The organism is Streptococcus sanguinis (assembly GCF_003943655.1).
Taxonomy (GTDB): Bacteria; Bacillota; Bacilli; order Lactobacillales; family Streptococcaceae; genus Streptococcus; species Streptococcus sanguinis_F.
In genome coordinates, this window is the sequence record NZ_RJMM01000014.1 from 1 (window position 1) to 24,695 (window position 24,695).

The 24,695-nt window shown below is 43.4% G+C and carries 20 protein-coding genes and 1 riboswitch; of the genes, 19 read left to right on the forward strand and 1 reads right to left on the reverse strand.

Annotation, left to right across the window (positions count from 1 at the left end):
- The first annotated feature begins 212 nt into the window (after positions 1–212).
- From treP to D8886_RS06955, 9 genes are all read left to right on the forward strand, one after another.
- Entirely contained in the window at positions 213–2,258 is a 2,046-nt protein-coding gene (gene treP, locus D8886_RS06915) for a PTS system trehalose-specific EIIBC component (protein WP_125434755.1), read from the forward strand.
- A gap of 71 nt (positions 2,259–2,329) precedes the next feature.
- The gene (gene treC, locus D8886_RS06920) at positions 2,330–3,961 is read left to right on the forward strand and encodes an alpha,alpha-phosphotrehalase (protein WP_185761270.1); all 1,632 of its coding nucleotides are present in this window, start codon (positions 2,330–2,332) and stop codon (positions 3,959–3,961) included.
- A gap of 187 nt (positions 3,962–4,148) precedes the next feature.
- Entirely contained in the window at positions 4,149–6,398 is a 2,250-nt protein-coding gene (locus D8886_RS06925) for a DUF8508 domain-containing protein (protein ID WP_125434759.1), read from the forward strand.
- Between the two features lie 223 nt (positions 6,399–6,621).
- Complete coding sequence (gene pflA / locus D8886_RS06930) at positions 6,622–7,431, forward strand: pyruvate formate-lyase-activating protein (RefSeq protein ID WP_125434761.1); 810 nt, start codon at positions 6,622–6,624, stop codon at positions 7,429–7,431.
- Between the two features lie 139 nt (positions 7,432–7,570).
- A complete protein-coding gene (locus D8886_RS06935) occupies positions 7,571–8,506 on the forward strand; it encodes a manganese-dependent inorganic pyrophosphatase (protein ID WP_125434764.1) in 936 nt (311 codons plus the stop codon).
- Positions 8,507–8,597: 91 nt separating this feature from the next.
- Positions 8,598–9,110 (forward strand): YiiX/YebB-like N1pC/P60 family cysteine hydrolase, encoded by a 513-nt coding sequence (locus D8886_RS06940; protein WP_125434766.1) that lies wholly within the window; start codon positions 8,598–8,600, stop codon positions 9,108–9,110.
- A complete protein-coding gene (locus tag D8886_RS06945; RefSeq protein WP_125434768.1) occupies positions 9,103–9,756 on the forward strand; it encodes a DUF1803 domain-containing protein in 654 nt (217 codons plus the stop codon). The genes D8886_RS06940 and D8886_RS06945 overlap by 8 nt, the downstream gene beginning before the upstream one ends.
- Positions 9,757–9,856: 100 nt before the next feature.
- Positions 9,857–10,051, forward strand: a complete 195-nt coding sequence (locus D8886_RS06950; protein ID WP_002894655.1) for a CsbD family protein — start codon at positions 9,857–9,859, stop codon at positions 10,049–10,051.
- A gap of 231 nt (positions 10,052–10,282) precedes the next feature.
- Positions 10,283–11,041 carry a CPBP family intramembrane glutamic endopeptidase gene (locus D8886_RS06955; protein ID WP_216725493.1) on the forward strand — a complete coding sequence of 253 codons (759 nt, stop codon included), beginning with the start codon at positions 10,283–10,285 and terminating at the stop codon, positions 11,039–11,041.
- Between the two features lie 44 nt (positions 11,042–11,085).
- Here D8886_RS06955 and D8886_RS06960 read toward each other — a convergent pair whose 3' ends face one another.
- Positions 11,086–12,531 (reverse strand): UDP-N-acetylmuramoyl-L-alanyl-D-glutamate--L-lysine ligase, encoded by a 1,446-nt coding sequence (locus D8886_RS06960; protein WP_125434770.1) that lies wholly within the window; start codon positions 12,529–12,531, stop codon positions 11,086–11,088.
- 86 nt (positions 12,532–12,617) lie between these two features.
- Here D8886_RS06960 and D8886_RS06965 point away from each other — a divergent pair, with 86 nt between their 5' ends.
- The 10 genes from D8886_RS06965 to D8886_RS07015 all read left to right on the forward strand — a co-directional run bounded on the left by D8886_RS06965 (position 12,618) and on the right by D8886_RS07015 (position 24,692).
- A complete protein-coding gene (locus D8886_RS06965) occupies positions 12,618–14,246 on the forward strand; it encodes a putative polysaccharide biosynthesis protein (protein WP_125434772.1) in 1,629 nt (542 codons plus the stop codon).
- A gap of 96 nt (positions 14,247–14,342) precedes the next feature.
- A complete protein-coding gene (locus D8886_RS06970) occupies positions 14,343–15,500 on the forward strand; it encodes a cystathionine gamma-synthase (RefSeq protein ID WP_125434774.1) in 1,158 nt (385 codons plus the stop codon).
- Between the two features lies 1 nt (position 15,501).
- Entirely contained in the window at positions 15,502–16,668 is a 1,167-nt protein-coding gene (locus tag D8886_RS06975; protein WP_125434776.1) for a MalY/PatB family protein, read from the forward strand.
- 74 nt (positions 16,669–16,742) lie between these two features.
- Positions 16,743–16,899, forward strand: a riboswitch (M-box (ykoK) riboswitch).
- Between the two features lie 149 nt (positions 16,900–17,048).
- Positions 17,049–17,660, forward strand: a complete 612-nt coding sequence (locus D8886_RS06980) for a glutathione S-transferase family protein (RefSeq protein WP_009659077.1) — start codon at positions 17,049–17,051, stop codon at positions 17,658–17,660.
- A 157-nt stretch (positions 17,661–17,817) separates the two neighbouring features.
- Positions 17,818–20,478: a magnesium-translocating P-type ATPase gene (gene mgtA / locus D8886_RS06985; RefSeq protein ID WP_125434778.1), complete on the forward strand. Its 2,661-nt coding sequence runs from the start codon at positions 17,818–17,820 to the stop codon at positions 20,476–20,478.
- A gap of 97 nt (positions 20,479–20,575) precedes the next feature.
- Positions 20,576–21,205, forward strand: a complete 630-nt coding sequence (gene upp, locus D8886_RS06995) for a uracil phosphoribosyltransferase (protein WP_002894672.1) — start codon at positions 20,576–20,578, stop codon at positions 21,203–21,205.
- 80 nt (positions 21,206–21,285) lie between these two features.
- Complete coding sequence (locus D8886_RS07000) at positions 21,286–21,903, forward strand: ATP-dependent Clp protease proteolytic subunit (protein WP_223313447.1); 618 nt, start codon at positions 21,286–21,288, stop codon at positions 21,901–21,903.
- A 160-nt stretch (positions 21,904–22,063) separates the two neighbouring features.
- A complete protein-coding gene (locus D8886_RS07005; RefSeq protein ID WP_002918525.1) occupies positions 22,064–22,333 on the forward strand; it encodes a YlbG family protein in 270 nt (89 codons plus the stop codon).
- Positions 22,334–22,421: 88 nt separating this feature from the next.
- Positions 22,422–23,582, forward strand: coding sequence for an ABC transporter substrate-binding protein (locus D8886_RS07010; protein WP_125331159.1), 1,161 nt, complete (start codon positions 22,422–22,424; stop codon positions 23,580–23,582).
- Between the two features lie 240 nt (positions 23,583–23,822).
- Complete coding sequence (locus tag D8886_RS07015) at positions 23,823–24,692, forward strand: branched-chain amino acid ABC transporter permease (RefSeq protein WP_002894678.1); 870 nt, start codon at positions 23,823–23,825, stop codon at positions 24,690–24,692.
- Positions 24,693–24,695 lie beyond the last annotated feature (3 nt).

Consider the following 24,695-nt stretch of genomic DNA (forward strand, 5'->3'; position numbering starts at 1 on the left):
GAATAATTGTTTGTATTTCTTCATCATAAACCCCACTTGTTTTCTTTTTTGCATACAACCTAGAAAATTTTATCAAAAATGAGGGCTTTTTTCAACAAACAACTTGCCTACATGTTTGAAATCGATTACAATAATTTGTAGGAGTGTGTTGAAAAACCGACTCGTAAAAAAATATAAGGAGAGTGCTGGATTCTCATTCAGCCAGTAGTCAAATGGGAAAATTTGAGAAGGAAGCCAAAGATCTGCTAGATGCAATCGGCGGCAAAGAGAATGTCACAGCAGTTAGCCACTGCGCAACGCGGATGCGCTTTGTACTTGGCGACGGTAAAAAGGCCAATGTCAAGACTATTGAGGCAATCCCGGTGGTCAAAGGAACTTTTACGAATGCTGGGCAATTCCAAGTTATCATTGGAAATGATGTGCCAATCTTTTACAATGACTTCACTGCTGTTTCAGGTATTGAGGGAGTATCAAAAGAAGCAGCAAAGTCTGCTGCTAAGAGCAATCAAAATCCCCTTCAGCGGGTTATGGCCACTCTGGCGGAAATTTTTACACCCTTGATTCCAGCCTTGATTGTCGGAGGGTTGATTCTTGGTTTTCGTAATGTCCTTGAAGGAGTCCAAATTGAAGCTTTGGGGAGAAAGATTGTTGACGGAGTTGCACAAGTAAAAAATGGGCAGCCCGTTTATAATACAATTGTTGATGTATCTAAATTCTGGAGCAATGTCAACGACTTTCTTTGGCTGCCGGCACAAGCAGTCTTCCACTTCTTGCCGGTGGGGATTACTTGGTCTATATCCCGTAAGATGGGAACCAGTCAGATACTTGGGATTGTTTTAGGGATTTGCTTGGTTTCTCCACATTTGTTGAATGCTTATCAGGTAGCCAATACCTCTAAAGCTGTGATTGCTAAAGACTACACTTGGTATTTTGGGATACTTGAGTTTCACAAATATGGTTACCAAGGTCAGGTCATTCCGGCTCTCTTGTCTGGTCTGTCTCTCTCTTACTTAGAAATTTTCTGGCGTAAACGGATTCCAGAAGTGATTTCTATGATTTTTGTTCCTTTGCTTTCTTTGCTTCCTGCTCTGATTTTAGCCCACACGGTTTTAGGTCCCTTTGGATGGTGGGTTGGACAAGGCATGTCTAAGTTTGTATTTCTTGGTTTGACAGGATCATTCAAATGGTTGTTTGGTGCAGTATTTGGTGCCCTTTACGCTCCATTTGTTATTACAGGTCTTCACCATATGACCAATGCTATTGATACACAGTTGGCCAATGATTATGGTGGAACAGCTCTTTGGCCTATGATTGCTCTGTCCAATATCGCTCAAGGTTCAGCTGTATTTGCCTACTATCTCATGCATCGTCGTGATGAAAGAGAAGCACAAATTTCGCTTCCAGCGACCATTTCTGCTTACCTTGGAGTTACTGAGCCAGCCCTCTTCGGGGTCAATCTCAAGTACGTTTATCCATTTGTTGCCGGGATGATTGGATCTTCAATTGCTGGAGTTTTATCCCTTAACTTTAATATTACAGCAACTGGTATTGGTGTAGGGGGCTTACCAGCTATCCTTTCTATTCAGGCAAACTACTGGCTTCCTTTCCTTCTAGTTATGCTTGTAGCAATTCTTGTACCAATGTTCTTGACTTTCTTCTTCCACAAGACAGGCTTCTTAACGAAGACTGAGGAAGATCCAGAATTGCAGGCAGAGTTTGCAGCTCAGGAAGAGGCAGAATTTGCCGGGCCATCCAAAACCGAGTCGTCTCCAGAGGTGAAAGCAGCTGATTTATCAGCTCCTGTAACGATTACTAGTCCGCTGGCAGGAGAAGTCAAAGAATTGAGTCAAGCAACAGATCCTGTCTTTGCACAAGGTTTGATGGGGCGTGGAGTTGTCATTGTTCCTAGCCAAGGTGAGTTGGTTTCACCTGTCAATGGTACTGTAACAGTCTTCTTCCCAACCAAGCATGCCATCGGCATCTTATCAGATGAAGGGGTTGAAATCCTCATACATATCGGAATGGACACGGTCAATCTGGAAGGTAAAGGCTTTGAGGGCTATGTGTCTCAAGGAGATAAGGTCAAGGAAGGCGACAAGCTCATTTCCTTTGATATAGACATGATCAAGAAAGCTGGCTATGTAACGGAAACACCAGTCATCATTACGAACTCAGACAAGTATCAGGTGGAGGAGCTTGAACAACTTCCTCGGGCAGTTGAGCGAGGTAGTCAGTTGATGAACGCTAAGCCACTTTAAAGAAAAATGAAATGACTATAGAGAGGGACGGTGCTTTAAAACCTGTCCCTTTTCTCAAAAAAGGAGAAAATATGACACTTGATAAAACAAAGGTTGTCTACCAGATCTATCCAAAATCTTTTAAAGATACGTCTGGCAACGGTTTGGGAGATTTTCGCGGGATTATTGAAAAGCTTCCTTATCTGAAAGAGCTGGGAGTGGATATGATCTGGCTCAATCCTTTCTACCCGAGTCCACAGAGGGACAATGGTTACGATATTTCTGATTACACTGCGGTAGACCCTATCTTTGGAGATATGGCAGATTTTGAAGAGATGGTCAAGGTCGGCCAGCAGCATGGTATTGACTTTATGCTGGATATGGTTCTCAATCATTGCTCGATTGAGCATGAGTGGTTCCAAAAAGCGCTGGCTGGGGATTCCTACTATCAGGAATTCTTTATCCTGCGGGATGAGCCAACGGACTGGCTGTCCAAGTTTGGTGGCAGTGCCTGGGCGCCATTTGGCGATACGGGCAAATATTATCTGCATCTCTATGATGTGACTCAAGCTGATCTTAACTGGCGCAACCCCAATGTTCGTCAAGAGCTCTTCAAGGTGGTGAATTTTTGGCGAGATAAAGGAGTCAAGGGCTTCCGCTTTGATGTCATCAATGTCATCGGAAAAGATGAAGTGCTGACGGACTGTCCAGAGCAGGAGGGTAAGCCAGCCTATACCGATAAGCCTATCGTCCATGACTATCTGCGTATGATGAACGAAGCAACCTTTGGTCAGGACGATTCCGTTATGACGGTTGGCGAAATGAGTGCTACGACGATTGAAAACTGTATCCTTTACACCGCACCAGACCGGCAGGAGCTATCCATGGCTTTTAATTTCCATCATCTCAAGGTGGACTATGAAGCTGGACAGAAGTGGACGCTTAAGGCCTTTGACTTTGAAGAGTTAAAACGCCTCTTCCATACTTGGGGCAAGGAAATGAGTAATCATGAAGGATGGTCGGCTCTCTTTTGGAACAACCATGATCAGCCGCGAGCTCTCAACCGCTTTGTCGATGTAGAAAATTTCCGCAATGAAGGGGCAACCATGTTGGCAGCCAGTATTCACCTGTCGCGCGGGACGCCTTATATCTACATGGGGGAGGAGATTGGCATGGTGGATCCTGACTATGAATCCATGGAAGATTATGTGGATGTTGAGTCTCTCAATGCTTACAAGACTTTGCTTGCTGAAGGTCAATCGCCAGAGGCAGCCTTCAGGATTATCAAGGCTAAATCTCGTGATAATTCTCGGACGCCTATGCAGTGGGATGATTCAGTCAATTCAGGTTTTACAACAGGAACTCCATGGCTGAAGGTGGGCAAATCCTATCCTCTTATCAATGTGGAAAATGAAATCAAGGGACCGATCTTTACCTTTTATCAGAAATTGATTGCCCTGCGTAAGGAACTACCTATCATCGCAGAGGGCAGTTATCAGCCAGCCTATGAGGATAGTCCTCAGGTCTATGCCTTTGAGCGGGAGTGGCAAGGACAAAAACTTTTAGTCCTTAACAACTTCTATGCTGATCCGATTACTGTGGACATCCTGCCGGATTATCAAAATGGTCAGGTTCTCCTGTCCAATTACGGCAAGAATCAGGTTGACCATGTGATGACTCTGCAGCCATACGAAACCTTGGCTATCTTAGTAGGAGAAAACTAAAGTCTCGAAAGAATCTGGGAAAAATTCCAGATTCTTTTTCATGTGTTGGGCCAGCCTAGACAAGTATTTCTCTGAAGAGAGAGAAACTAATACAGAATTTTAAGAAAGCCTTTGCAAAATTTGATTCTTTTCTTTATAATAAAAATTAAATAGGATAATATACATTTATACAGAAAAGGAGAAGTTCATGAAAAAACAAGTTTCTTACAGGCAGCTCTTTCCCATAGCGGTCTTGCTAGCTGCTTTTCTGTCTCTGCTTTTTTCTGTCCAATCAGTCGGAGCAGAAGAAGCGGTAAGTTCGTCGACTTCTGAGGCGGCTGCTCTTACAGAGAATCCGGCTGTAAGCGATGCCTCGATTGCTAGTCAAGCTGAGAGTCCATCTGCAGAATCGGGAGAGTCAAGGCCGGCTTCTACAGAGACAGTAGAAAAGGCAGACCAAGCCACTGCTGCAGCACAAGCTGCGGCTAGCGGACCAGAAGCTGTGCCCAATGTGGGAACCATTCAGGGAGAATCACAAGCCTCTCCCTATGAGGACAAAGAAGTTCAAGTTTCCAATGTAGTTGTGACGAAAACAGACCGCTATGGTTTTTATGTTCAAGACGTGACTCTTGATGGAAATAGCAGGACTTCTGATGCCCTTTATGTTGTTTCTAAAGAAAAAGTCGATGTTGGAGACAAACTTAGTCTTGAAGGTCGTGTCAAAGAAGGCTATATGGAAGAGCTCAGCGTTCGTCAGGGGCAAACTTTCAACAAGCCCAGTGGTAGTTTGACAGTCACCATGCTTGTCGCCTCCAAGGTGACCAAGGAGGGGAAAGCTGACTTACCTGCTCCAGTTGACATCGTGGCTAATATGCCTCAGGATACGGTCGATAACGATATTAATAACTATCAGCCTCAAAGTGAAGCTTTGGACTACTGGGAAAGTTTGGAAGGAATGTTGACGACGGTGAAGAGGCCCCGCGTTTTAGGCCCGCAGTACCGCGGAGACATTTATCTCTTACCTGAAGGCTACCAAGCCTTGCCATTAAACAATATCGGTGGCCTCAATCTTCGTCCAAACGCTCAAAATACCGCAACCATTCCAGTCTATGTTGGCAATAAATTTATTGCCAAGGCCAAGGATTATTTCAATGGCGATGTGGTCGGAGTCGTGACCTATCGTGGGAAGATTTACAAGTTGGAGCCGAATCAGCTGCCTGATTTAGTGGACGGGGGCTTGCAGAGACAGGTCTCTCCTATCTATCCAAGCGAGGACAAGCTGACTATTGCTTCCTACAATATCGAGAATTTTTCTGCTAATGCTAAAAAAGGTGAAACGCCTGAGGAAAAAGTTACTAGAATCGCTAATTCCTTTATCAATGAAATCCATAGTCCAGATATCATCACGCTCATTGAGGTTCAAGACGAGAATGGCAGTGTCAATGACGGAACGACCAGCGGTGTCAAAAGCGGTGAGAAACTAGCGGCCCGCATCAAAGAACTGGGCGGAAAAACTTATAAGTACACCGAAGTTGCCCCCCTTGATGGTCAAGATGGCGGTAAGCCTGGCTCTAACATCCGTGTGGCCTTTCTCTACGATCCAAATCGGGTGAAGTTAGTCGAAAAAGAAGCTGGTACGAGTGACGAAGCAGCTAGCTTCTCCGGTGGCCATTTGGTTAAGAATCCTGCCCGAATTGCTCCAACAAATCCAGCCTTTACCAAGGTTCGTAAATCCTTGGCAGCTGAGTTTGAATTTAAGGGACAGCATATCGTCGTTATCGCCAATCATTTGAAGTCCAAGATTGGGGATGATGCCGTTTATGGATCCGCTCAGCCAGCAGTTCAGCATACGCAGGCAGCCCGAATTGAGCAGGCTAAAATTTTAAATAGCTTTGTTCAAGAAGGGCTGAGACAAAATCCTAACCTCAAGTTTGTACTGACTGGTGATTTTAATGATTTTGAATTTTCCGAAACGGCTAAAGCACTGGCGGGTAATGAACTGATTAATCTCATGCAGGAGCATGATGCAGCTGACCGTTATTCCTACTTCTACCGCGGCAGCAACCAAAGCTTGGACAATATTTTCATTTCGAAGAACCTAGCAGGCAAGGCTGTCTTTGCGCCTGTCCATATCAATGCCTCTTTCATGGAGGAACATGGCAGAGCTTCAGACCATGATCCAGTAGTGGTTCAGCTGGACTTTTCTAAGGATGTCGCAGCTTCAACATCTGACAGTTCCCAACCATCTCATTCAGCTGGACAATCTTCTGTAGCAGTAGAACAAGGAGCTTCGTCTCAGACCAATCCTCCATCGTCCAATCAAACTGGACAAGGTCAGGCTGCTGGCAGCAAGAAGAAGGGACTCCCGCAGACCGGCCAAAATAACAGTGGCTGGACAGTCTTGGGATTGACCTTGCTGATGTTTGCTTTTACTCTCAAAAAGAGAAGCAGAAATTAACTAAAATCAATTTAAAAAGTGAAATCAGGGTGGAATAAAGATTCTGGCCTGATTTCTTTTGCCTACCGCTTTCGCCCTAAAGTTTTATCTGTTGTAAAACAATGAAAATGAAACTGAAAAACAGTTTGTTTTCTAAAAAATAGGCAAATTAAGTCTATTTTTGCTTTAATCATGTTATAATGTAGTTAGTTATAAAACGTTTTCAGAGTTAAGAGGTTGCGCGATGGTTGAAGAGAAAATTGAAGAAACAGTTGATTATGGAAAGGTAACGGGCATGGTCCACTCCACCGAAAGTTTTGGAGCTGTTGATGGACCGGGTATCCGTTTTATTGTTTTTTTGCAGGGTTGCCACATGCGCTGCCAGTATTGCCATAATCCCGATACATGGGAGATGGAGACCAACAAATCTCAGCTGCGGACAGTAGATGATGTCTTGCAAGAAGCTCTCCGTTATAAGGGTTTCTGGGGCAATAAAGGCGGTATCACCGTCAGTGGTGGAGAAGCCTTGTTGCAGATTGATTTTCTGATTGCCCTTTTTACCAAGGCTAAGGAACTGGGCATCCACTGTACTTTGGATACCTGTGCCCTGCCCTTCAGAAATACGCCTCGCTATCTGAAAAAATTTGACAAGCTCATGGCAGTAACCGACTTAGTCCTGCTTGATATTAAGGAGATTAACGAAGAACAGCACAAAATTGTGACCAGCCAGACCAACAAAAATATCTTGGCTTGTGCCAAGTACTTGTCTGACATTGGAAAGCCAGTCTGGATTCGTCACGTCTTGGTGCCGGGATTGACCGACCGCGATGATGACTTGATTGAGCTGGGTAAATTTGTAAAGACGCTGAAGAATGTTGATAAGTTTGAAATTCTACCTTACCATACCATGGGAGAATTCAAATGGCGGGAACTGGGTATCCCTTACAAGCTGGAAGGTGTTAAGCCTCCAACAGCCGATCGGGTCAAGAATGCCAAGGAACTCATGCAGACTGAATCCTATACAGAGTATATGAATCGGGTGCATAATAGCTAATCTACTTTGAGTATGAATAAATGGGCTGGTGGGCTGACCAGTCCATTTTTCTTAAGAAAATGTCCTTATGCTTTTGTGAAATGCCTGTAATTGTGGTAAAATAAATGCAATAAACATTATATAAAAGAAGAGGTTTATCATGTCTAAAATTTTAGTTTTCGGTCACCAAAATCCTGACTCAGATGCCATCGGTTCATCTTACGCTTTTGCTTACTTGGCTCGTGAAGCTTATGGCTTGGATACAGAAGTGGTTGCACTGGGTGAGCCTAATGAAGAAACAGCCTTTGTTTTGGATTACTTTGGCGTGGCGGCACCGCGCGTGATTACATCTGCCAAGGCTGAGGGAGCTGAGCAAGTTATCCTGACAGACCACAATGAATTCCAGCAGTCTGTGGCAGATATTGCAGAAGTTGAAGTTTATGGCGTGGTGGACCACCACCGTGTAGGCAACTTTGAAACAGCAAGTCCCCTCTACATGCGCTTGGAGCCAGTTGGTTCAGCTTCCTCTATTGTTTACCGCATGTTCAAGGAGCACGGCGTAGTAGTTCCAAAAGAGATTGCAGGATTGATGCTGTCTGGTTTGATCTCTGATACTCTCTTGCTCAAGTCACCAACAACTCATCCGACTGACAAGGCCATTGCACCAGAATTGGCTGAGCTGGCTGGTGTCAACTTGGAAGAGTATGGTCTGGCTATGCTCAAGGCAGGTACAAACTTGGCTAGCAAGTCTGCAGAAGAATTGATTGATATTGATGCTAAAACCTTTGAATTGAACGGAAACAATGTCCGTGTAGCACAAGTCAACACTGTTGACATTTCCGAAGTTTTGGAGCGTCAGGCAGAAATCGAAGCCGCTATTGAAAAAGCAATTTCTGATAATGGCTACTCTGACTTCGTCTTGATGATTACAGACATTATCAACTCAGACTCAGAGATTCTGGCTATTGGCAGCAATATGGACAAGGTCGAAGCAGCCTTTAACTTTACTCTTGAGAATAATCATGCTTTCCTAGCAGGCGCTGTTTCTCGTAAGAAGNAAGTGGTGCCTCAACTGACAGCAAGTTTTAATGCTTAAAGAGCTCATTTGACGAAATAGGTTACTAGATGGGGGCTATTCCCCTCATACTAAAAAGGAGTTTCGGCTCCTTTTTTGATAGACGAGAGAAATGAAGATTCAAGATTTACAAGACGGAGATTTGATTTTTACAGTCGGATCTTCAGAAATTGCTGCAGCAATCCGAGCAGCGACTGGTTCATACAGCCACGTGGCCATCTTTTTTTATGGTGAGATTTTTCATGCAACCCAGGAGAAGGGTGTTGTCAATCAAGACTTGTCTGATTTTTTGCAGGATGAGGACGTTTATGACGTGTACCGCTATCCAGCTATTGAAGCAGAAGCTGTCTTTAAAAGGGCCAAATTACATCTAGGAAAGTCATACAATTTCAGCTTTTATCCTCAGTCCGATGTTTTTTACTGTTCGGAGTATATTGCGGAAATTTTGCCGATTTTTGATACGATTCCTATGCAGTTTGGCGATGAGGAAAATCTGATTTCTGATTTTTGGCAGGAGTATTATCGGGATTTGGGCTTAACGGTTCCCCTAGGCCAGCCTGGGACGAATCCTAGCCAGTTGGCTCAGTCAAGAAAACTCATCTACAAAGGAGAACTCCATGATTAAAATCATCAATCCCAGCCGTTTGACGCGCCAGCCTTTTTTTCAGGAGCTGATTGATTATTTGGATCAGCATGAGGCGGTGATTCTACGTGAGATTAAGCGAGAGTTTGAGGGCGTGGCTAATATTGACCGCTCGATAGAAGAGTATATCAAAGCTGGCTACATCCGGCGAGAGAACAAGCGATATTATCTGACGCTGCCTTTTGTGGAAAGTTTGGAGGACTTGCGTTTGGATCAGGAGGTCTTTATCCGTGATGATAGTCCCCTCTATCAGGAATTGTTGGAGCTGCGCTTTGAGACCCAGCTTTCCAATCAGACAAATGCGGCGGTCTTGCTGGAAGATACAGATTTTCTGCGAGATAAGCTGACCTTGGCTAATTATTTTTACAAGATGCAACGCCAATATCCCCTGTCTGAGACACAAAAGCCCCTCTATGCTGTCTTGGGCGATGTCAATCCCGAGTATGCACTAAAGTATATGACAACCTTTCTCCTTAAGTATGTCCGCAAGGATGAGCTCATGCAGAAGCGGCGGGACATTTTTGTCGATAGCCTAGTAATCTTAGGTTATATTCGACAAAACGAAGTAGGCAAGTATGAGTTGCAGGCCAGCTTTGACAAGGAGAGATTGACTTTCCAGCTAGACTGATCTTCCCATGGAATGAGCAGAATATTTGACCTTTGAAAAGAAAAAACTTATACTATTGTAAACGGAGTCAAAAACCGTAAAAAAGAATGGAGGCAATCATATGTCACTAGAAAATAAATTCGATCAAGCTAAGGGTGCTGTTAAAGAAGGCGTGGGCAAAGTTACAGGAGATAACAAGACAGAAGCAGAAGGCTTTGTAGAAAAAACAGTTGCTAAAGCCAAAGAAGTTGCTGAAGATGCTAAAGAAGCTGTAGAAGGTGCCGTTGAAGGTATCAAAAACAGCTTGGATAAATAAGAATAGTGAGAAGAGAGTTAAAATTTAACTCTCTTTTTTCCTTTCCAAGTAGAGATGAAATCTTTTTTCACCTTCTGTTTGTAAATGAAAAACGAAACAGGTAGCAGTAAACAGCAATAAAAAAGTTTTATAAAATTGTAAATAATAAAAATTTAAGCTTTTGATGCTAAGATAGAAATATAAAAAAGAACCTGCAATGGTGATATGAATTTACAGGTGGTGAAAGGAAAGATGATGAAACGATTGACGCACTTATGCCCCTCAAAGCCTTTGAAAGAGTTGAGGTGGTTTGATATTGCTGTGATCACCCTGCTTATGTTTGGGCAGTTTATTTACCGCTCAACGGAGCTTTATCTAGCTAGCTTTGCACCAGCCGCCAGCACAGGAGCGACTGAAACGGCGACCAATACAGCCAGTGAAGGAGCGGCTTTTTCTAGCAATTTCAATTTTCAGCTACTGATGCTGTTTTTGACAATTCTTTATCTCTTGCTTCGGCGCTTTGACTTTAAGCAGCTTCCCATCCGTATGAGCTGGTCGGTTCTCCTTTGGACTCCTCTTATTTTTGTAGTGGTAGGTTTTTTTGGTGACATTGTGACGACACTGAGCGGCGAGTATAATTACTTTGATCCAACTCTTTGGTCTTATGTGGATTTGCTAGAAATCTTTCGGAAATTTGCTGAGCTGACACCTATGGCTATTCTCTATGGACTTCTCAATGGCTTCTATGAAGAATTCTTCTTTCTGGGTCTTATGACCTCTGTTAAGGATAAGTATAAGTGGTGGGCGCTGGCCTACTCTACTATCATTCGGATTTCTTTCCATACCTATCAGGGCATGCTGTGGGCCTTGGTTATCGGAGTAGTGTACGGTCTCTTTTACTATTTCCTTTACAAGTACAAGGTCAAGAACCTCTTGCCTTTCTTTCTCATGCACGCCTTGGCGGATATGTTTGGCTCCAGTTTGATGTACGTTCTGATTAAATGGCGGTAATTTTACAAAACAACAATAAAAAGGCGAAATGCTCGCCTTTTTTCTTATAAATACTTTTCTGCTAGGGCATAGTCTCCTGGATAGGGTACTTTTTCTCCTTCCACGATCTGGTAAGCATCCGCTCCTTTACCGGCTAGAATGACGGCTTCTCCCTCTCGTTCTGTCAGACTGAGAGCTTTTTTGATGGCTTCTTCACGGTCGGCTATTTTTTCCACTGGATAGGAGATATAGGATGCGATTTCCTCCGCAATGGCTAGAGGATCTTCATAGTTGGGATCGTCCGCCGTTAGGATAACGGTCAGCTCAGGATGCTGATTAAGTAGGAGACCGAAGTCTTTGCGGCGACTTTCACCCTTGTTGCCGGTAGCACCCAAGAGGAGGATGATTTTGCCCTTCTGGTGTTCCTGTACCACAGACAGAAGGTTGCTTAGGCTGACACCATTGTGGGCATAGTCAACGAAGACCTTGGCGCCATTTTTCTGAGTCAGAACTTCCATACGGCCTGGGACTCGGGTTGCGGCAATTCCTTTTTTGATGTCTTCGAGGCTAGCACCCAGACGCAGACAGGCAAGACCAGCCGCTACTGCATTTTCCTGATTGAAGCGGCCGATGAGCTGGATATCGTAGTGGCCAGCTAACTTGCCAGTGGCTTCAAAGCTGAAAGCCTGAGAATCCGTGATGGTGTTGCTAGAGTCTGCTCCATAGAAATCGTGTTCCATAGAAGCGACTTGCTCTTTCACGATTTGGAAATGATCCATGCCGCTATTCACGATAACTGCTCGGCTATTGTCCATCAAGAGCCGCTTATTGTAAAAGTAATCCTCAAAAGTAGGATGCTCAATAGGACCGATATGGTCGGGGCTGATATTGAGAAAGACACCCACATCAAAGGTAAGGCCATAAACCCTTTTCTTGAGATAAGCCTGACTGGAAACTTCCATGATGAGATGAGTCCGATCATTAGAAAGGGCTTGGGCCATCATTTTAATGAGATCCAGACTCTCTGGTGTGGTCAGAGTTGACTTGAAGAAGGTCTCGCCATCCAAAGTGGTATTCATAGTCGAGAGCAGGGCAGGCCGATGACTTTGGGAAAGGATTTGATAGGCAAAATAAGCTGTAGTTGTCTTGCCCTTGGTGCCTGTAAAGGCTAGCAGTTTGAGCTTTTTCTCAGGATGGTCGTAAAATTCCATGGCTAAGAGACTCATGGCTTGCTTGACATCGTTGACCAAGAGAACCGGAATGCCCACTTGAAAGTCTGTCTCGCTGATATAAAAGCGCAGGCCAGCTGTGACGGCTTTTTCTAGAAATTCTTTCTTGAAAGCCTCACCCTTGACAAAAAAGAGGGTAGAGGCATCCGCTTCCCTACTGTCATAGCTGATACTATCGAAAGTTAAGCCGCTGTAGGAGAAGAAGTATTCTCCGTCTTTAACAATATCCCGAAAATTATGGTCTTTTTTTAAAATATCTAATACGGTTTCAATTTTAATCATAAATCTATTGTAAACCTTATGGCTGGGTTTTACAAGAGGCAAGGAAAAGTTTATAATAAAAGAAGAATAAATAGAAGAGGTTTTCTATGAGCCAAGAAACAACAAGCCAGCAGCAGCAGATGCTGCGGGGAACTGCCTGGTTAACTGCCAGCAATTTTATCAGTCGTCTTCTGGGTGCCATTTATATCATTCCTTGGTATATTTGGATGGGCAAGCACGGCGCCGAGGCCAACGGCCTTTTTACTATGGGCTACAATATCTATGCCTGGTTTTTACTGATTTCTACTGCTGGTGTGCCCGTGGCTGTGGCCAAGCAGGTGGCTAAGTACAATACCATTGACAAGGAAGAGCATAGCTTCACTCTGATTCGAGAGTTTCTCAAGTTTATGTTGCTTTTAGGAGCTGTCTTTGCGGTCATCATGTACCTGCTCTCACCAGTTTTCGCTTCTATGTCCGGTGGTGGTTCAGACTTGGTGCCTGTTATGCAGAGTCTGTCCTGGGCTGTTTTGATTTTCCCATCGATGAGTGTTATCCGAGGCTTTTTCCAAGGTTTTAACAATCTCAAGCCTTATGCCATCAGTCAGATTGCGGAGCAGGTCATTCGGGTGATTTGGATGTTGCTGACAGCCTTTTTCATCATGAAAATCGGTTCTGGCAACTATGTAGAAGCGGTTACCCAATCAACTTTTGCCGCTTTTATCGGTATGCTGGCTAGTATGGCTGTCTTGGCCTTCTATCTTTGGAAGACAGGGATGCTGACTTCCATCCTTCATAAGCCATCGAATGCTACAGAGATTAATGGCCGTGCCCTGCTCTGGGATACCATCCGTGAAGCCATTCCTTTCATTATCACAGGATCGGCTATTCAGCTTTTTCAGATTATTGACCAAGCTACCTTTATCCATGTCATGGGTTGGATTAGTAAGCACAGCAGGTCCGAGCTCTTGGTTCAGTTTGCCTATTTCTCAGCCAATCCTAATAAAATTACCATGATTTTGATTGCAGTGGCTACCTCGATCGGCGGTGTCGGGATTCCTCTCTTGACCGAAAACTATGTCAAAGGTGATTTTCGCTCGGCTGCCCGCTTGGTGCAGGATAATCTCAGCATGCTGATTTTCTTTATCCTGCCAGCAACTATTGGTGCTGTTTTGGTTGCGGAGCCTCTGTATACTGTCTTCTATGGCAAGCCAGATGGCTTAGCACTGGGACTATTCATCTTTGCTATGCTGCAGACCATTATCCTCAGTCTATACACGGTGTTGGCTCCGATGATTCAGGCCCTCTTCCAAAATAGAAAGGCAATTATCTACTTCCTCTACGGAGTGGGAGTCAAGTTGGTACTGCAAGTGCCGTTGATTTATATTTTTAAAGCTTATGGTCCTCTTCTTGCGACGACAGTTGGCTTGATTATCCCAATCCTGCTCATGTATCGGGAAATCCGTCAGGTAACTGGTCTGAATCCTAAGAACCTCTTTAAACGGAGTCTCCTGTCAGTGATTCTGACGGTTCTGATGACTATCTTTGTCTTGGTAGCAGAGCTTCTTATCGGTCTCTTCCTTCATCCAAGTGGTCGGATTTCCAGCTTTGTCTATATCGCTCTGATTGGCGGTATCGGTCTTGCTGTCTATGGCGGTCTAGCGCTCAAAGTTCGCCTTATGGATCGCTTTATCGGTTCAAAAGCGGCTAGTCTGCGACGACGCTTTCATATCTATTAAAAAGCCGCTAGGCTTTTTAATTTTTAGCTTTGTTTTTCTAAAACATTAACATTATAGTTTCAAACTATAGCTAGCTCTTGAAAAGAAAAAAGAAAAATGTTTTCAAAAGATGTTACAATAGAGGGTGAAATATTAGCGAAGGATTGGAAGGTTAATATGAGTAAGGACGTAAAATTAAATACACTACTAGCTCAGGCTGGGGTAAAAAAAGATGAAGCAACCGGTGCTTTGACAACACCCCTGCATTTTTCAACGACCTACCAGCACCCTGAGTTTGGCCAGTCAACAGGTTATGACTATACTCGGACCAAGAATCCAACGCGGGTTAGCTTGGAAGAGACTCTGGCTGCTATCGAAAGTGCAGACTATGCCCTAGCGACTAGCTCAGGTATGTCGGCTATTGTGCTGGCCTTTAGTGCCTTTTCGGTCGGTAGCAAGGTTTTGGCTGTTCGGGATCTCTATGGTGGCTCTTTCCGCTGGTTTGCCCAAGCTGAAGCAGAAGGGCTCTTTGCCTTTACCTATGCCAATACAGAAGAAGAACTTCTGAATAGTCTAACAGAGGATATAGATATTGTCTATATCGAGACACCGACCAATCCTCTTATGGTAGAGTTTGACATTGCCCGCATTTCCCAAGCGGCTCATGAGCGAGGAGCAGCTGTCATTGTGGACAATACCTTCTACAGTCCCATTTATCAAAGACCGCTGGAGGATGGAGCTGATATTGTTCTGCACTCTGCAACCAAGTATCTGGGCGGGCACAATGATGTCTTGGCTGGAGCCATCATGACTAATGACGCTGCTATTTATGACAAGCTATTCTATAACCTCAATACAACTGGGCCAGTCCTGTCTCCTTTTGACAGCTATCTGCTTTTGCGCGGTCTCAAGACACTGGCTCTCCGTATGGAGCGCTCTACTCAGAATGCACAAGAAGTATTCGCTTTTCTGAAAAAATCTTCTGCGGTAAAGGAAGTTCTCTATCCAGGAAAGGGTGGTATGATTTCCTTTAAAGTTGTGGACGAAGGGAAGATTCCTCATCTCCTAAATAGCCTGAAAGTCTTTACCTTTGCGGAAAGTTTGGGTGGAGTAGAGAGCTTGATTACCTATCCGACTACCCAGACTCACGCTGACATTCCAGTGGAAGTGCGTCATTCTTATGGCTTAACTGATGATTTGCTGCGCCTGTCGATTGGAATTGAGGATAGCCGAGATTTGGTAGACGATTTACGTGCAGCCTTGGAGAATGAATAATATGGGAAGATATAATTTTGAAAAAGCCCCCTGTCGTGTAGGGCATCATACTTATAAATGGAAAGAAGTGGAGAAGGACAAAGAAGTTCTGCCAGCCTGGATTGCAGATATGGATTTTGAAGTCCTGCCTGAAATCCAGCAAGCTGTTCATGACTATGCTAATCAGCTAGTTTATGGCTATACCTATGCCAGTGAAGAGCTGATTAATGCCGTGCTAGATTGGGAGCGGGATGAGCACGACTATACGTTTGATAGGGAAGCCTTGGTATTTATAGAAGGAGTTGTTCCTGCTATTTCGACAGCTATCCAAGCCTTTACCAAGGAAGGTGATGCCGTTCTAATCAACACTCCTGTTTACCCACCTTTTGCCCGCAGTGTCAAGCTCAATAATCGTCAGCTTATTACCAATTCTTTGATAGAGCAGGATGGTCTCTTTCAGATTGACTTTGAGCAGTTGGAGCGGGACATTGCAGACAATGAAGTCAAGATTTATGTTCTTTGCAATCCGCACAATCCCGGAGGTCGAGTTTGGGAACGGGAAGTGTTAGAGAAAATTGGCCGCCTCTGCCAAAAGTATGGCGTCCTCTTGGTCTCAGACGAAATCCATCAAGATTTGACGCTGTTTGGTCATGAACATCAGTCTTTTAATACTGTTTCGCCTGACTTTAAGGACTTTAGCCTGATTTTAGCCAGTGCGACTAAGACCTTTAATATTGCTGGAACCAAAAATTCCTATGCTGTGATTGAGAATCCTAGCTTGCGGCATCAGTTTAAAAAACGCCAGCTGGCCAACAACCAGCATGAAATTCCTGGTCTTGGATTTTTAGCGACAGAAGCAGCCTATCGTTACGGTTGGTCTTGGTTGATGGAGCTTAAGGAAGTTCTTGAGAAGAATGTGAATTTTGTAGTTGATTATTTTGCCAAGGAAGCACCGCGCCTGCGGGTCATGAAGCCTCAAGGGACTTATCTGATTTGGCTGGACTTTTCAGATTATGGCCTGACAGATGACCAGCTCTTTCAGCTGCTACGAGAAGAGGCAAAGGTCGTCCTGAATAGAGGAAGTGATTTTGGTCAAGAAGGCAAAGGCCATGCCCGCCTAAATGTTGCTGCTCCAGAGACCATGGTTGAAGAAATCTGCTCCCGTATTGCAGAGGTATTGCCAAAATAAATCAAAAATTTTTTGAAATTTGTTTCAAGTGAGAAAAATGATTGACAATCCTTCCAAAGAGGAGTATAGTAATAGTGGAAAATCGGTAGGTGAGGCTACCATAAGGATACGGATGACTACCGCAAAGCAGTGGAGACACTACTCGTTGGTCAACAGTCCTGATCGCCAAGGTCAAGACTAAGCTCATTTCATCGCCTTATGGAGTTAAAGCTTGAACGGTGAATGCTTGTTTTATCTGTGCTTAAAACAATGAAGCGAATAACCTGACATGCAAACAACCCTGCCGAGAAATTGGCAGGGTATTCTTTTTTGCTGAAAATATTTCAAGAGTGCAAATAGTTGATTGCCTGCCTCTCAAGAAAAAAGAAGGAGGAATAGTGATGAAATTTTGGTATTCTAGTACCAGTCCTTTTGCGCGTAAAGTATATGTTACAATTTTACATCATCATTTAGAGGAGCAAGTGGATATTCAGAAAGTTCAGGTGGCTTTTGATAGAAATTCACCGCACAATCAAGATAATCCTTTAGGTAGAATTCCTGCTTTTCAAGCTTCCAGTGGAGAATGGTTATATGGTAGTGATTTAATTTCTCAATATTTAGACGAACTAGGTCAGGAAGTCTCACTTTTCCCCAATGGAATGGAGAAATGGCATGTTTTAAATATACTGTCCGTTGCTGAAGGAATTTTGGAAAATACAATGCCGATTGTTGCGGAAAAATTTTTCCATGAAAAAGAACATTGGTGGAAAGACAGACATCAGCAAATTGAAGAGAGAAATATACGGAGTTTGTCTTTGTTAGAGAAACTGGCTACTGAGCAGGGGCTCTCTTTAAATATTGCAACAATCCAAGTAGTTGCTCTTGTAGATTGGTGGAATTTACGTGAAGAAGTTATTGGATTTTCTTTAAAAGAAAATTTTCCAGAATTGCAAGATTGGACACAGAAGATGAATGCCACCTTTGACGTCTTGCAGGCATCTTGGGACTTTTAATTGTTTTTATAAATTAAGAAAGGAGACACGCGATGCAAATTGACGATTATCCGGAACCGCACATACACAGCCAATCGCTGATTTGTGTCGTTCTGTCCTTATAAAGTGATTGGTCCCTGTGTATGAAAATTATTAATCATACATCAAGGAGAAACCAATGAAAACAGTAAAAGAAAGATTAGTTGCTGCTCTGCAGCTTCCTGTAAAAGAAACTCTGGCTTTTTACAAGAGTTCTTTTCGCGGCCTGACAGAAGAACAGGTTGAAGAAAATCGTGACCTTTATGGTGAAAATATCATCACAAAGGGTCAGGAAGACTCTATCCTAAAGAAAATTTACGAGTCTATCATTAACCCCTTTACAGTCATCTTATTGGTGATTGCCCTCGTGTCTTTAGTGACCAATGTTTGGCTGGCTAAGCCTGGTGAGGAAGATCCGACAACTTCCATCATCATTGTTGTTCTGGTGCTGATTTCTGGAGGCATTCGTTTTGTTCAGGAATTGCGGAGCGACCGCGCTGCTAGCAATCTGTCTCAGTTGATTGTCAACACGGCTACGGTTATCCGTGAAGGAGCAGAGCAGGAACTGCCGATTGATGAGCTTGTTGTAGGAGACATCATCAAGCTTAGTGCCGGAGACATGATTCCTGCAGATGTGCTGCTACTGGATTCGCGTGATTTCTTTGTTCAGCAGTCCGGCCTGACAGGCGAAAGCGATGCAGTAGAAAAGGTCTATTTGGCCAAGTCGGATGGGCAAAATCTAGATAGCCTTTTAGAAACAGAGTCGCTGGCTTTTATGGGAACCAACGTTATTTCCGGAAGAGCTACAGCTCTGGTGCTGGTGGTTGGCGATGAGACCATGATGGGAGCCATTGAGCAGACGCTTAACACCTATGATGAGCCGACCTCTTTTGAGCGCGAGATGAATAGCATTTCCTGGCTCTTGATTCGTCTGATGCTCGTCATGGTTCCAGTCGTGTTCTTCATAAACGGTCTGACAGACGGCGACTGGCTGGAAGCAGGTGTCTTTGCCCTCAGCGTTGGGGTCGGCCTAACTCCAGAAATGCTGCCTATGATTATCACGGCGAGCTTGGCTAAAGGTTCCATTATTATGGCTCAGGAAAAGGTCGTGATTAAGAAGCTGAACGCTATTCAGGATCTAGGAGCTATTGATATCCTTTGTACGGATAAGACAGGCACACTGACTCAAGATGAGATTGTGTTAGAATACCCGCTGGATATTCATGGTGATTTGGACTTAGCAGTGCTCCGTCGTGCCTTTCTCAATTCCTACTATCAAACTGGTCTCAAAAATCTCATGGATCGAGCTATTATCAATCGGACGGAGAAAGAAGCAGAAAAGCATGAGATTGTCCGTAATTTAGACCAAACCTTTAAGAAAATTGATGAACTGCCCTTTGACTTTGAACGCCGTCGCATGAGTGTCATTGTCAAGGATGATGAGGATGTTATCAGCATGGTGACCAAGGGGGCCTTGGAGGAAATGCTGGCTATCTCTAGCCATGTAGAATACAAGAAACGCATTACTGAATTGACTGAGGAGATTCGTCAGGAAATCCTTTCGGAAGTGGCTCAACTCAATGAGCAAGGGCTGCGCGTGCTTGGTGTTAGCTACAAGTCAGACTTAGAAGAAGATTACGACTATGAAGTCAAGGATGAATCTAACATGATTTTGACGGGCTATCTGGCCTTTCTAGATCCACCTAAGTCATCTGCGGCTCCAGCTATTGAAACCTTGGCTGAGTACGGCGTTGCTACTAAGATTTTGACCGGTGATAATGATAAGGTGTCCCAGGCAGTCTGTGAAAAGGTTGGGCTAGATGTAGACAATATCTTGCTGGGTGTAGAGGTGGATGTCTTATCTGATGAAGAATTGAGCCAAGCGGTAGAGAATACAACGGTCTTTGCCAAGCTCTCACCTGACCAAAAAGCTCGGATCATTCTCCAACTCAAGGACAATGGTCACAAGGTTGGCTACATGGGTGATGGTATCAATGATGCACCTTCTATGAAGGTAGCAGATGTGGGTATTTCTGTTGATACAGCTGTCGATATAGCCAAGGAAACAGCAGATGTCATTCTGCTGGACAAGGATCTCATGGTTCTGGAGAAGGGGTTGGTAGAGGGACGCAAGGTCTATGCCAACATGACCAAGTACATTAAGATGACGGTCAGTTCCAATTTTGGGAATATCTTTTCTCTCCTCTTTGCCAGCATCTTTTTGCCATTTCTTCCTATGGCACCAGTTCATCTGATTGTCCTTAATCTGGTTTATGATCTGTCCTGTATCGCTCTGCCCTTTGATAACGTTGACAGTGAATTTCTCAAGAAACCACGGATTTGGTCTGCTAACTCTATTACCCGCTTTATGGCTTGGATTGGGCCTATCTCATCCATTTTTGATGTTTTGACATACTTAGCCCTCTACTTTATCATTGTTCCTATGATAACAGTAAGCAGTTATCAAGCTGGCACTGAACAGGCAGAGACCTTTATCACTCTTTTTCAAACAGGCTGGTTCGTTGAGTCCATGTGGACCCAGACCATGGTCATCTACATGCTGCGCTCACCTAAGCTGCCATTTGTGCAGAGCCGTCCTGCTTTATCCGTTATTGTGACGACCATGGCAGCAGCTCTCTTTGTTACTTCCTTGCCATACAGCCTCTTTGCGTCAGTTCTGAAGACAGCTCCGTTGAATGGCACTTATTTCCTTTTCCTCTTCTTGATTATTGTGCTTTATATGGTTAGTGTAACTCTTGTTAAACACCTTTATATCAAGCGCTATAGAGAATGGCTATAAGGTGAAGAAAATCTTTGAAAAGGCTTGCTTATGGCAAGCCTTTTCACTCTTTTTTTGATATAATAAGAAGAATAAATTGAAAGAAGGAAATCCAATCATGGGAAAACTTGAAGTTATCGCTCATCCACTAATTCAGCATAAATTGTCTATCTTGCGTCGTACAGATACCTCTACCAAGGCTTTTCGTGAATTAGTTGATGAAATCGCAATGCTCATGGGATATGAAGTTTTGCGCGATTTACCACTTGAAGATGTAGAAATTGAAACACCGATTACGAAAACGGTCCAAAAGCAGATTGCAGGGAAAAAATTGGCTATTGTACCAATCCTGCGGGCTGGTATTGGCATGGTGGATGGACTTCTGAGCTTGGTTCCAGCAGCTAAAGTTGGGCATATCGGAATGTACCGTGATGAAGAAACCCTGAAGCCGGTTGAATATTTGGTCAAGTTGCCAGAAGATATTGACCAACGTCAGATTTTTGTTGTAGATCCAATGTTGGCAACGGGTGGTTCTGCTATCTTGGCTGTGGATTCTCTGAAGAAACGTGGTGCTAGCCACATTACATTTGTCTGCTTGGTTTCTGCGCCTGAAGGAGTAAAAGCCTTGCAGGAAGCTCATCCAGATGTTGATATTTTCACAGCGGCTCTGGATGACCATCTCAATGACCATGGTTATATCGTACCAGGACTGGGAGATGCAGGAGATCGTCTGTTCGGAACTAAATAAAAGTTTCTATTTGACCTTTTTTGACCAAAAGGATATAATAGTTCCGTAATTTGAAATTCTATTCCCTAGTTTGATAGAAAATTTTAAAAAGAGAAAGAGAGAAAACTATGATTCCTGTAGTTATTGAACAAACCAGCCGAGGAGAACGCTCCTATGATATTTACTCCCGGCTATTAAAAGACCGCATTATCATGCTGACTGGTCCAGTGGAGGACAATATGGCTAATTCTGTCATTGCCCAGCTTCTTTTCTTGGATGCACAGGACAATACTAAAGATATTTATCTCTATGTGAATACGCCGGGCGGATCCGTTTCAGCAGGTCTGGCTATTGTGGACACTATGAACTTCATCAAGTCTGATGTTCAGACCATTGTTATGGGTGTAGCTGCCAGCATGGGAACGGTCATTGCTTCCAGTGGTGCCAAAGGCAAACGCTTCATGCTTCCAAATGCAGAATATCTGATTCACCAACCAATGGGAGGAGCTGGAAGTGGTACCCAGCAAACAGATATGGCCATTGTAGCTGAGCACTTGCTTAGAACTCGGAATACCTTGGAAAAAATCTTGGCAGAGAACTCTGGTAAGTCCGTTGAGCAAATCCATAAGGATGCAGAACGTGATTACTGGATGAGTGCTCAGGAAACCTTGGAATACGGCTTTATTGACGAAATCATGGAAAATAGCAATTTAAGCTAACATAGGAGGAGCCAAAAGAGGCTCCTTTTTTGCTGTTTTGAATCTGACGAGCTAGCAAGTTCAGGTGTTTTAAGCTAATCATAAAGCTTTTCAGGGCTAGTTTTTTTGCCCTATCTTTGCTATAATCATCTAAGAACTACATGGACTGGAAAGGAGTTTTATGATAGAGAGAGAAGAAAGAGTGGGCTTGATTGTCTATCTTTACTATAATCGAGATGCCAAAAAGCTAGCTAACTTTGGGGATATTATTTATCATTCTAAGAAGCATCGCTATCTGCATCTCTATGTCAATCAAGAGGAAGCCCAGAACTTACAGGAGAATCTGCCCAAGGAACGCTATGTTAAGCAAGTCCGAATTTCTCATATAAAAGAACTAGATCAAAACTTTGTCGGAAGCCTGTATAGAGAGCAAGAAAACGTTATCATTTGATAAAATTTCTATAAGGGGTTGACAATTGTCAGATAATTCGATATATTCTTACTATATCATCAATCAAATCACTTAAGGAGATTTCGGAATGAAGAAAAAATTTGCACTATCCTTAGTAGCTTTTGCTAGTGCGGCTCTTCTCGCAGCTTGTGGAGAAGTATCCAATAACAACTCAACAGCAACTGGTACAGAAATTGGCGATACGATTAAATTTGGTTTTAACTTTGAAGAATCAGGTGAAGTAGCAGCCTACGGTACAGCTGAACAACATGGTGCTCAGTTGGCAGTTGATGAAATCAACGCTGCTGGCGGCGTAGATGGTAAGAAGATTGAAGTTACTGATAAGGATAACAAATCAGAAACTGCTGAAGCATCTACCATCACTACTAGCTTGGTTACTCAAAGCAAGGTAAATGCAATCATTGGCCCTGCGACTTCTGGAGCTACAGCTTCAGCTACTGCAAATGCTGCTAAAGCGGGTGTACCACTCATTACACCAAGTGCGACACAGGATGACCTGACCAACAAGCAAGATTATCTTTTCCGTGCTACCTTTATTGATAGCTACCAAGGTAAAATCATTTCTAAGTATGTTACTGACAACTTGAAAGCTAAGAAAGTCGTTCTTTACTACGACCAATCTAGTGACTACGCTAAAGGAATAGCGGATGCCTTCAAGAAGGAGTTCAAGGGTGAGATTGTAGCAACAGAAACCTTCCAATCTAAGGATACAGACTTCCAAGCTGCTTTGACAAAGATTAAGGGCAAAGAATTTGATGCTCTGGTTGTTCCAGGTTACTATACAGAAGCTGGTAAAATTGTCAATCAAGCGCGTGGTTTGGGTATCGACCAAACAATCGTTGGTCCTGATGGCTTTGGTGATGCTAAGTTCGTTGAGCAAGCAACTCCTGCTGCAGCTACAAATGTTTACTATGTATCTGGCTTTACAACTTCTGGTGAAATGTCAGAAAAAGCTAAGAAGTTTATTGAAGCATACAAAGCTAAGTACAAAGAAGAGCCATCTATGTTTGCAGCTCTGGCATACGACTCTGTTTATATGGCGGCAGAAGCAGCCAAAGGTGCTAAAACTTCTGTAGATATCAAAGACAACTTGGCTAAGCTTAAAGATTTCGATGGAGTGACTGGTTCAATCACTATTGATAAAGATCACAATCCAGTGAAAACAGCTCTGATGATTGGCTTGAAAGACGGTCAAGTAGATACTGTAGAAACAGTTAAAGCGGAATAATAGTTACGAGGCTGGGGCTATCCCAGTCTTTGACTTGTTTTCTATTTTTAGTTGCTTGAGCAAGTTAGTAGATGATTTCTTTCTGAATCTACGGATTTGAAAGAGTATTGTTTTATAATCTATTTTCTTCGTTTCTCAATCAACTATTATTTGTATTTTGGGAGTGGGATGATAAAATCACGACCTAGTCTGCTGATTTTTGTCCCATTCCTTATTTTATTATAGAAAGAGTGGTGTCTAATGCTCCAACAATTAGTCAACGGTCTAATCCTGGGTAGTGTTTATGCGCTTCTGGCTTTGGGTTATACCATGGTTTATGGGATTATTAAGCTGATTAACTTTGCCCACGGCGATATCTATATGATCGGTGCCTTTATGGGTTATTACTTGATTAATATCTTGAAGTTTAATTTCTTCCTTTCTCTCATTTTAGCGATGATTGGGACAGCGATTCTCGGTGTGCTTATTGAGTTTTTAGCCTATCGTCCTCTGAGAAATTCGACTCGGATTGCGGCTTTGATTACAGCCATTGGAGTTTCCTTTCTCCTTGAGTATGGCATGATTTTCTTTGTCGGTGCCAATACTCGATCTTTCCCGCAGGTTATTAAAACAGTCCGCTTTAACTTAGGACCTATTTCTATCTCAAATATTCAGTTGCTGATTTTGGGAATTTCGATTTTCCTTATGGTGGCTTTGCAGTTCATCGTGCAGAAGACAAAGATGGGTAAGGCTATGCGCGCTGTATCCGTAGACAGTGATGCTGCTCAGCTCATGGGAATCAATGTCAATCGGACAATCAGCTTCACCTTTGCGTTGGGTTCAGCTCTTGCAGGAGCTGCCGGTGTTCTAATTGCCCTCTACTATAATTCATTAGAGCCTTTGATGGGGATGACTCCAGGTATTAAGTCCTTTGTAGCGGCTGTTCTCGGTGGTATTGGAATCATTCCTGGTGCTGCGCTTGGTGGCTTTGTTATCGGTCTTTTGGAAACTTTTGCGACAGCACTTGGACTTTCTGATTTCCGCGATGCCATTGTCTATGCGATTTTGATTGTCATTCTTCTGATCCGTCCAGCTGGTATCCTAGGAAAAAATGTGAAAGAGAAGGTGTAAGGT

Coding starts and splice junctions, on each gene's coding strand:
- D8886_RS06960 (WP_125434770.1), bottom strand. CDS start 12,531: ATGATTAAAATTGAAACCGTATTAGATATTTTAAAAAAAGACCATAAT.
- D8886_RS06975 (WP_125434776.1), top strand. CDS start 15,502: ATGGGAAGATATAATTTTGAAAAAGCCCCCTGTCGTGTAGGGCATCAT.
- D8886_RS06925 (WP_125434759.1), top strand. CDS start 4,149: ATGAAAAAACAAGTTTCTTACAGGCAGCTCTTTCCCATAGCGGTCTTG.
- treC (WP_185761270.1), top strand. CDS start 2,330: ATGACACTTGATAAAACAAAGGTTGTCTACCAGATCTATCCAAAATCT.
- D8886_RS06945 (WP_125434768.1), top strand. CDS start 9,103: ATGATTAAAATCATCAATCCCAGCCGTTTGACGCGCCAGCCTTTTTTT.
- upp (WP_002894672.1), top strand. CDS start 20,576: ATGGGAAAACTTGAAGTTATCGCTCATCCACTAATTCAGCATAAATTG.
- D8886_RS06940 (WP_125434766.1), top strand. CDS start 8,598: ATGAAGATTCAAGATTTACAAGACGGAGATTTGATTTTTACAGTCGGA.
- D8886_RS06965 (WP_125434772.1), top strand. CDS start 12,618: ATGAGCCAAGAAACAACAAGCCAGCAGCAGCAGATGCTGCGGGGAACT.
- D8886_RS07015 (WP_002894678.1), top strand. CDS start 23,823: ATGCTCCAACAATTAGTCAACGGTCTAATCCTGGGTAGTGTTTATGCG.
- D8886_RS06970 (WP_125434774.1), top strand. CDS start 14,343: ATGTTTTCAAAAGATGTTACAATAGAGGGTGAAATATTAGCGAAGGAT.
- mgtA (WP_125434778.1), top strand. CDS start 17,818: ATGAAAACAGTAAAAGAAAGATTAGTTGCTGCTCTGCAGCTTCCTGTA.
- D8886_RS06955 (WP_216725493.1), top strand. CDS start 10,283: ATGATGAAACGATTGACGCACTTATGCCCCTCAAAGCCTTTGAAAGAG.
- pflA (WP_125434761.1), top strand. CDS start 6,622: ATGGTTGAAGAGAAAATTGAAGAAACAGTTGATTATGGAAAGGTAACG.
- D8886_RS06980 (WP_009659077.1), top strand. CDS start 17,049: ATGAAATTTTGGTATTCTAGTACCAGTCCTTTTGCGCGTAAAGTATAT.
- D8886_RS07005 (WP_002918525.1), top strand. CDS start 22,064: ATGATAGAGAGAGAAGAAAGAGTGGGCTTGATTGTCTATCTTTACTAT.
- D8886_RS07010 (WP_125331159.1), top strand. CDS start 22,422: ATGAAGAAAAAATTTGCACTATCCTTAGTAGCTTTTGCTAGTGCGGCT.
- treP (WP_125434755.1), top strand. CDS start 213: ATGGGAAAATTTGAGAAGGAAGCCAAAGATCTGCTAGATGCAATCGGC.
- D8886_RS06950 (WP_002894655.1), top strand. CDS start 9,857: ATGTCACTAGAAAATAAATTCGATCAAGCTAAGGGTGCTGTTAAAGAA.